Source organism: Micromonospora sp. B9E7, from assembly GCF_039871815.1.
Classification (GTDB): domain Bacteria; phylum Actinomycetota; class Actinomycetes; order Mycobacteriales; family Micromonosporaceae; genus Micromonospora.
Map to the genome: position 1 here is coordinate 90,230 of NZ_JBDPLX010000027.1, position 8,387 is coordinate 98,616.

Sequence of the window (8,387 nt, forward strand, 5' to 3'; positions counted from 1 at the left end):
CAGCACGCACGACGGCAGGTCAGCACGCACGACGGCAGGTCAGCACGCACGACGGCAGGTCAGGACGTCACCACGACGACCGTGCAGGAACCGAGGCCGGGACAGCGCACGCCGACCTCGGTGGCCTCGTCGACGGCGATCTTCGCCACCGCCCCGGTGCCGTCCGCCGCCGGTTCGACCTCGTCGCGGATGGTCAGGTCGGCGTCGCCCGGCGCTGGCGCGGTGACCGTGAACCGCGCCGCGCTGCGCAGCACCAGGGTGCGTAACCCACCGGGATCGGCGACCCGCAGCTCACAACTGCCCGAGAAGACCAGCCGGCCGGGATCCTCGAAGCAGTCGGCGCTGACCGTGGCCGGGTCCACCGCGGCTTGCTCGCCGCCAAGCGCCCCCAACCGGTCGACCAGGCCGTGCCGCGCGCCCGGGTCACCCCGGTCGTCGCGCCCCGCCCCGATCGCGACCACGAACAGCGCCACCAGCAGGACGACCAGCACGCCCAGCAGCGCCTTCTGCCGGCCGCTCATCGCGCGGCGGCCGGTGACACGACCTCGCTGAACCGGAGCACGTCGACACCGGCGAAGTAGCGGTTGGTGCCCTGCGTCTTACCGACCACCAGCAGGGTGACCTGGTGCGCGCCCCTGGTGAGCTGGACCGTGCCGACGTCCAGGAACTCCGTCTTCTGCACCGTCGGCGTGAAGCCGAGGAACGTGCCGCCGACCTGGTTGCCGTCGATGGCGAAGACCGTGTTGGCGTAGTCGAAGGAGGTGGTGCGCACCGTGGCGAACCGCCAGGTGCCGTCGGCCGGGATCTGCACCGTCATCGTCACCTTGTCGCCGATGGCCAGGCCCTGGAAGAACAGTTGCTCGTCACCGGACCAGGTCACCTCACAGCAGTTCGGCTGCGCCTCCACTGTCGCTTTGCTCTTCTTCGGCGACTCCACGGTCGCGCCGTCGACCAGGCTCTCCGCTTCGACGGTGACCACGCGCGGCTCGCCCGGGCCCGAGTCGCGGGTCAGCAGGACGACCCCCACGGTCACCACCACCAACACCAACGCCGCCGCGGCGGCGATCCACAACCAGGGGGTACGCCGGGGCGGCGCGACCGCCCGCACCTCGTAGGTGACCCGACCGCTGGAACGGGAACTCTCCTCCGGGGCGGTGTTCGCCGAGTACGCGAACCCGGTCATGTCGTAGCGCCGGGGTGCGGTGCCGGCCGGCACGGCGAGTTTGACCAGGAACGACACCGAGCCCTGCCCGGGTACCACCCGTTGCGGCTCGGCGACGGTGAACCACGCTCGCTGGGAGCCGTCACCGGGGGCCACGTCGAACACGACGGTGTCCGGCGCGTTGCCCGGGTTGGAGACGGTGAACGTCAGCTCGCCGCTGTTGCGGGGGTCGAGGGTGAACTGTTCGGCGGCGGCGACGACCGCCCACTCGGTGGTCATGACGACTCCTCTTCCAGGACGATCTCGACGGTGGTCGAGGCGGGCTTCTCCGCCTCGACGATGCGGGTGATCACGGCGAGCTGGGCGGCGGCGGCCACCGGCACCCGCACCACCACGTGGAACGGCTGCTCGGCGGGTTCGTCGATCGTGAAGCCGGGCATTCCGGTGGCCAGTTCAAGAGCCCGGCGAATCCCGTACGGGGTGCCGCGCCACCGGGCTAGCAGCGCGGCGTTGGCGACAAGGTCACGTAGCCGGCCCACCGGCAGCGGCAGCGGGGTGTCCGGCCGGGGCGACGCCACCACGTGGTCCATCGCCACCCAGCGGGTCAAGCGCACGACCAGCCCGTCCGGCGCCCGGTACGGGTCGAACAGGGCGTCCACCTCCGCGAGGATCGCCTCGTCCGGGGCGTGCAGCGCCTCCATGACGTCCAGCAGCGTCCAGAGCACGCTGCCGGGCACGCAGGCCCGCTGGTAGGCGGCGGGCAGCAGCCGTTCAATCGCCGAGCGTCGCATCCTGGCGCACCACCTCGATGTCGTGCTCGCCGGAGCAGAGCAGCCAGGTATCCGGGACGGTCACCACGTCGGCGGTGGCCTGGTTGGCGCTGGGCGTCCAGTCGACCGCGGTGGCGCTGCGGTGGACGCCGCGGTCGCCGCCGGCCAGGATCAGCCGCTCCGCCGCACCGGAACCACCGGCGTTCCCGCCGGTCGTCGGGCCGCTCACGGCGATGGCGTCGACCGGCACGAACCGGGTCCGGTCCCGCAGCGGCAATCCGCAGTTGACCGACACCGACTGCCACTGCGGCTGCGTGGCCAGGGTGTCCAGCCGCAGCACCCCGCCGCTCTGCGTGGCCGCCACCGCCAGCGACCCGGCGAACGCCAGGTCCCGGCAGGTGCCACCGATCCACCCGGACTGCGTCGACTGCCACTTCACGTCGGACTCGAACAGCCGGGTGCGATGACAGCCCTGGCCGGGCTTCTTCGGGTCCGGCTCACCGGCCCCGCTCCACAGCAACGTGGCGGGACCGTCGTACTGCACGGCGAGGACCCGGTTGTCCACGTTCGACAACCCGACGTGGGTGAAGCTGCCGGGCCGACCACCGGCGGTCGACAGATACACCCCGAAGCTCGCCTGCGCGGCCACCGCGACGCCGGGCGCGCCCCGCTCCGAGACGAACGCGCGCACCGCGTAGAACCCCCGGTCGGCGTCGGACGGGTCGACCAGGATCTGCAACGGCACCGCGCCGGGCAGCAGCGACACCTCGTACAGGCCGGTGTCGGTGGCCACCAGCAGCGCGCCCGCGCCGTCGCGGTCCAGCCAGGCCACGTCGGAGATCCGCGAGTCCAGGTCGGTGAGCAGCGACCAGGTCTCGCCCAGGTCGGTGCTCAGGTGCACCCGGGAGCCGCCGGAGGCGCGCAGGGTCACCACGGCCACCGAGCCGGGACGCGCCACGATGCCCGGCCGCACCGGCGCGGGAGCGGGCGCCACCCGCAGCACCGTCTCGCCCTCGAAGCGGCCGGCCGGCTCCCACCCCGCGCCGGCGTTGCTGGAGCGGAACACCACCGGGCCGCGCCCGGCGTACCAGGTGCGCGGCTGGTACTGGTCCACGGCCAGGGCGCGGACCTCCGCGTCGGGCGCCTCGTCGACCACGAACCGGACCGACTCGACGTAACGCACACCCGGCTCGGCGTGCTCCAGCAACCGATACACGTTGGACGCCCGCAGTGGCTCCCCGAACGGCCAACCGGTCGGGTTGAGCGCGGTCGGCAGCGGACTCAACGTCTGGTGCAGCCGGTTGTGGATACGGCTCCGGACGGCGTCCACGTCCTCCTCCCGGCGGACCACCACCCGGGCCCGCACCGACACCGCCTTGAACCGGGCCCAGGTCGCCCGGGACCGGATGCCCAGCATCCGGCGTTCCTCCAGGTCCGCCTCGACCCGGTGCCGCGCCTCGGGCACCTCGTGCTCGCGGAGCACCGCCACCGGAAGCCGGCCGTTAGGGCGCGCCGTCGGCGGCACGTACGGGACCAGCACCACCTCGACCTCGCCCGGCCGGGCGAAGCTGTACACCGCCGCGCGGGTGAACGCCCGGGCCCTCGCCACCGCGCCTGAGCTGGTGGCGAGCACCTCGAAGTCGCGGGCGGTCACCGCCCGTTGCTGCGCGAAGAACTCGTACGGGCCGCGCAGCAGCACCGACTCCAGCGCCTCCATCTCGCGGCCACCTGCGGCCGGCGCGGGGTTGTCCACCTTCACCCCGGGCAGGGGGTCGCGCAGGCTGGTCAGGGCGCCTGCCGCCACGTTGCCGGCGGGACCGCCACCGCAGCGGTACCAGAGCCGGACCTGCCGCCCGGCCGGCGGCACGGCCGCCACGGTCACCGGCGTCGCGGCGCCCGCCGGTGCCGGCGCGGCGGCGGGCGGCGCGGCGGGAGGTCGAAGGTCCAGGGCCGGGGCGAAGGTGACGGTGCCTGAGCAACGGTCGACCAGGTACGCCTTCGACTGCGGGCCGAGCCCGGCGAAGCTGGCCACCGGTTGCCAGATCTCGAACGTGCGGCCGTCGTGCTCGCGGGCCGCCGCGCCCAACTCCACAGTGCCGGCCGGCACCTCCACGCCGAGCAGCAGGTCGAGCGTTTCGGCGGTGTGCGCCAGCGGCGCGTGGGCGGCTCGCAGCACCTGACCCGGCTGGCCGGTGCCCACACCGAGCAGCTCCGCCTCGACCGTCTCGCAGTGGTGCATCCGTACCGTCACCGACGTCTCGTCGGCGGGCAGCGACGCCGGTTCGGTGGTGACGAACACGACCGGCCGGGGGTCCGCGCCGCGAGCCGCCGCGACCCGCAGGCCGGCCGGGATCCGGACCGCCGCGCGGTCCGTGCCGGTACGGGTGAACCGGACGTCCGCCCAGGCGGCGGTGGGTGCGTGCCGGGCGACCCCGAGCAGGTTCAGGAACGAGACGTACGCCTTGTCCGGCAACTGGTTCAGCCGGTAGATCATCACCTCGGTCAGGTGCGCGAACGCCTCCACCAGCGCCATGCCGGGGTCGTGCGCCGACAGGTCGGTCCACGCCGGGCAGGACTGCCGGATCCGTTCCCGGGCCTCGGTGACCAGGTCGAGGAAGCCGCGATCGTCCAGGTGCGGCACGGGCAGTGTCATGAGGGTCCTCCCTGCACGGGCTCGTCGGCCGGGAGCAGGTCCACGGAGAAGACCAACTGCCCGGGTGTCAGGCTGGCCCGCACCCGGTAGTCCAACCGGATCACCAGCTGCCACGCGTCGTCCGGGTCCGGCCCGGCGTCCACGTCGATCACCTCGACCCGGGGCTCCCACCGGGCGATGGCCTGCCGGACGTAGTGGATGGCCAGGCCGGCCGTGGTGTCGTCGTTGGGTGCGAAGACCAACCGGTGCAGCCGGGACCCGTACCCGGGCCGCATCAGCCGTTCGCCAGGCGTGGTCGACAGGAGCAGGAACAGCGCCTGCCGTACGCTCTCGTCGCCTTCGGTCATCGCCAGGCCGCCGGCGGCGGTGAGCGCCAGGCCGCCGGTGCGGCCGGCGTCGAAGCCGGCGCCGACGAAGCGGAAGGCCCTCACCGGTCCGCTCCCAGGAACCGCTGGCGCGGGTCCCGCATAGTGTGCTTGACCAGCCCCGGCGGTGTGCCGTTGGTGAACCCCGACAGGTGGGAGAGCACCACCCGGTGCCCGTCGACGCGGACCCAGTCGCTGTAGCCGACCCGGACGGTCAGGGTCGTCGTGCACGGCTTGATGGTCGGGCCGTAGTTCGGGCAGGCGACGATGGAGCGCCCTTCCGGGTCGTCGTCCACCAGCACGGGCACGCCGGTGACGGTCACCCACTCCCGCGACGGCCGGTTCTCGACCCGGCCGTCGTGGTCACAGGTGATCACGGAGTCACGGTGGATCCAGCGCATCAGCCGCCTCCTTCGTGGTGGGCTCGGGCGAGGGAACGTGCCTGCTCCGCCGCTGTCGTCGGGTCCTCGGTCGACTCGGCGTGCAGGAAGTCCACGCTGCGGGCGCGTACCACCATCGCCCGGCCGGGTGCGGAGATCACCAGGTCGGACGCCGCGTGCAGGGTGGCCAGATCGGGGGTCAGTTCCAGGAAGCTGCCGCCCTCGGTGGCCAGTCGCAGGCTGCGGGTCACGTCGTCGACGACGATCGACTGCCCGCCGGCGGTACGCATCGTCCAGCGCCGTGCCCGCCCGTCGTCGATGCCCGCGTCGTACGGCTCGACGGTGCCGAACAGCGAACCGAGCACGATGCCCGACGCCGGCTCCCCGCCGGGCAGCACCACCAGCACGGTGTCGTCCGGGTCGGGGAGCGCCACCAGCCCCTTGCCCCGACCCGCGCCCGGGCAGAGCACGGCCAGCCAGCCGGCGTCCAGGTCCCCGTACGCCGGCAGGGTCAGCCGGACCCGGCCCAGCCCGTCCGGGTCGGCGACGTCGGTGACCGATCCCAGGGTGACCACCGCGCCGCCGGTGGGGGGAGGTGGGGTTACCGGCGGCACCGTGGAGAACCGCGTCAGGTGCCCGTTGCCGTCCACTGTGTGCACCACCTCGGTCAGCACGTACGCCCCGGCCACCGGGTCGGGCACACCACCCAGGTCGATCCGCCGGCCCGGCCGCAGCGCCGGATCGCCCTCGGTGACCCCCTCGGCGGTGACCAGCGTCGCCGCCCGGGTGTCCAGTCGGGCCTGGGCCAACGCCGCCAACTCGTCGTCGCTGCGGCCGGGCTGGTCCACGGCGGTACGTACCCCACCGGCACCCACGTCGGCCGGATCAGGGCGGTCGCCGGAGGGTCGGCCGCAGCGCGCCTCGTCGGCCTGTTGGCTGATCACCTCGGCCCGCTGCGGATGCCAGCCCAGGGCCACGCTCGCATCGCTGGCCTGGTCGGCGTTGGTGGACAGTCGCAGGGTGTGCACACCCGCGCCGAGGGCCAACGCGACCGGCTCCCCGTAGCCGGCGAGGGTGACCAACCGGACCCCGTCACCGTCGGCAGCCAGGTGCAGCCCGGCCCGCCCGGCCACCTCCCGCAGCAACTCCAGGTCGGTGTGCCGGTGCTGCGACAACCGTTCCACCCGTGGCCCGTCGACGTCGGCGGTCACCGTCAACCCGACCTCGCCGCACAGCTCCCGGGCCAGCTCCACCGCGGTCACCGAGGTGAACACCCGCAACCCCTGCCGCTTACGCAGCCGGTGCAACGGGTCGTACGCGCGCAGCCGCAGCAGCGCGGCACCGTCGGCGGCGTAGTCAACCTCCACCGCGGTGACCTCACCAGCGAACAGGGCGTCGGCATGATCGGCCAGCCGTACGTCGAGGGTCGTGCCGGGGCGGACCGCCGGGTCGAACGCGCCGACCCCGGCGGTGGTGGCGAGCACCAATTCGGCCTGGGTGGGCTGGTCGAGGCGTGCCGCCACGCGCAGTGAGCGGATCCGTTGACGGGCCGCGCCGGCCAACTCGACGCCGTCGAGCAGGACGGTCATCGCCCGGGGCGCGACGCTCGTCACGGCGTACCTCCGGGGCCGGTGGGGGTGCTGGTCGGCGCGGGGCCGGTCGCCGTGCCCCAGGCGGCGGGCGCCGTGGCGATCGACGCTCCGACGAACGCCGCGCCGGCACCCACCGCGCCGGCCAGCGCCCGCGCGGCTGCGGTCACCGCACCCGTCGCCGTGCCGCCGGTCGGGGCGGGTGGTGGGACCGCGAGGGTGGTGCCGGCCGGCACGGCGAGGGGGTCGGTGATCCGGTTGTGTTCGGCCAGCAGACGCCAGCGCAACGGTGAGCCGAGCGCGTCGTTGGCCAGCAGGTCGAAGCGCACCCCGGAACGGCCGGGCTCGGCCGCGCCGTCGCCGGCGGCGATCACCGCGCTGCCCGGTGCGGCGGTCGGGGTGCTCGCCGCGGCCAACTCCTCTTCGAAGCCGGCCTCCGCCTGGTCGGCCGTCTCGGCGGCCCGGACCAACTTCAGGCGGAGCCAGGATCGTCGGGGCGACCCGGTGCCGGTGAACGCGTCGAACCGCTCCGCCACCGCGACGATCACACCGGGCACGTTCCAGGTCTTGCCCCAGACCAACCGCACCAGCGGAGGTCGCAGCCAACCATGCTCGACGGCGGAGTTCTCCGCCAGCATCCACAGCGGACGGGTGAGCACCCGGACGTCGGCCGGACGGACCTGCGCCTCCACGAAGTCGACGTCGAAGAGCAGGTCGAGCACAAGCTCGGTCCGGCCGCCGCCGGTGAAGACCAGTGGGTCGTCCGCCAGCCCGGACCCGGTGAGCTGCCCGCCGGCGGCACCCCGATGGCGTACGCCAGCCAGCCGGGTCACCTGCACGGTCTCCGGGTTGAGCAGGCAGTCCACCCGTTCCCCGGAGGAGTCGATGAGGAAGGCGACACGTTCCATCAGTCGCCCGCCTGTTCCCGGTCCAGTCGACCCAGGTGGGCGGCGTCCAGCACGTCACCCGGCACCGTCCACAGCGCGCCGTCGTCCGGTAGCGCCGGCCACGGGTCGAACGCCGTCGCGTCGGCCTGGGTCGCTGTGCGATCCGGCCCTCGTCCGCCGCCCGGATCGTGGTGCGCCGAGCCGATCCAGGCCACACCTGCGGCCCTCGCGGCCGGACCGTTCCGGTGCTCGGTGGGCCGTCCAACTCGCTCGCCAACCGGGTGCCCCGACCGTGCCCGCTCGTCCGGAAGGGCCGGCCACCGGCCGCCGCCAGCCGCCACCCCGCCTTCGGTTGGCCCCCGGCCCTCGGTTGACCCCCAGCCGTCGGTTGACCCCCAGCCCGTGCCAGCCCCGCGAACAGTTGACCGCCCGTCCCGACCCGCCGTCCGGTCCGGCCCCGCCCCGCCGCCGTCGGCGGAGCGAGTCATGGACCTTGGAAGGTAAGTGCCCCTGGAGGGGCCGAAATCTTCCAAGATCTCGGTCGGGGCGGCCGGGGCGGCCGGGGTGGGGGTGGTGGGGGT

Annotated in this window: 9 protein-coding genes; all 9 read right to left on the reverse strand. The window is 74.0% G+C overall.

The annotated features are described in order from the left end of the window. Positions 1 to 59: 59 nt before the first annotated feature. Genes ABGB10_RS30040 through ABGB10_RS30080 form a run of 9 tightly spaced genes read right to left on the reverse strand, consistent with a single transcriptional unit; the run spans position 60 to position 8,021 of the window. Positions 60 to 521 carry a hypothetical protein gene (locus ABGB10_RS30040; protein WP_347664357.1) on the reverse strand — a complete coding sequence of 154 codons (462 nt, stop codon included), beginning with the start codon at positions 519 to 521 and terminating at the stop codon, positions 60 to 62. Continuing rightward, a complete protein-coding gene (locus ABGB10_RS30045) occupies positions 518 to 1,441 on the reverse strand; it encodes a hypothetical protein (protein ID WP_347664358.1) in 924 nt (307 codons plus the stop codon). Before ABGB10_RS30045 ends, ABGB10_RS30040 begins: the two co-directional genes overlap by 4 nt. Continuing rightward, positions 1,438 to 1,953: a phage tail protein gene (locus ABGB10_RS30050; RefSeq protein ID WP_347664359.1), complete on the reverse strand. Its 516-nt coding sequence runs from the start codon at positions 1,951 to 1,953 to the stop codon at positions 1,438 to 1,440. Before ABGB10_RS30050 ends, ABGB10_RS30045 begins: the two co-directional genes overlap by 4 nt. Then, complete coding sequence (locus tag ABGB10_RS30055; protein ID WP_347664360.1) at positions 1,934 to 4,585, reverse strand: putative baseplate assembly protein; 2,652 nt, start codon at positions 4,583 to 4,585, stop codon at positions 1,934 to 1,936. Before ABGB10_RS30055 ends, ABGB10_RS30050 begins: the two co-directional genes overlap by 20 nt. Further along, positions 4,582 to 5,016, reverse strand: a complete 435-nt coding sequence (locus ABGB10_RS30060) for a GPW/gp25 family protein (protein WP_347664361.1) — start codon at positions 5,014 to 5,016, stop codon at positions 4,582 to 4,584. Before ABGB10_RS30060 ends, ABGB10_RS30055 begins: the two co-directional genes overlap by 4 nt. After that, a complete protein-coding gene (locus tag ABGB10_RS30065; protein WP_347664362.1) occupies positions 5,013 to 5,351 on the reverse strand; it encodes a hypothetical protein in 339 nt (112 codons plus the stop codon). The genes ABGB10_RS30060 and ABGB10_RS30065 overlap by 4 nt, the downstream gene beginning before the upstream one ends. Next, the gene (locus ABGB10_RS30070) at positions 5,351 to 6,943 is read right to left on the reverse strand and encodes a contractile injection system protein, VgrG/Pvc8 family (protein ID WP_347664363.1); all 1,593 of its coding nucleotides are present in this window, start codon (positions 6,941 to 6,943) and stop codon (positions 5,351 to 5,353) included. Before ABGB10_RS30070 ends, ABGB10_RS30065 begins: the two co-directional genes overlap by 1 nt. Then, on the reverse strand, positions 6,940 to 7,827 hold the full coding sequence (locus ABGB10_RS30075; RefSeq protein WP_347664364.1) for a hypothetical protein: 888 nt from the start codon (positions 7,825 to 7,827) through the stop codon (positions 6,940 to 6,942). Before ABGB10_RS30075 ends, ABGB10_RS30070 begins: the two co-directional genes overlap by 4 nt. Then, complete coding sequence (locus tag ABGB10_RS30080) at positions 7,827 to 8,021, reverse strand: hypothetical protein (RefSeq protein WP_347664365.1); 195 nt, start codon at positions 8,019 to 8,021, stop codon at positions 7,827 to 7,829. Before ABGB10_RS30080 ends, ABGB10_RS30075 begins: the two co-directional genes overlap by 1 nt. Positions 8,022 to 8,387: the final 366 nt, after the last annotated feature.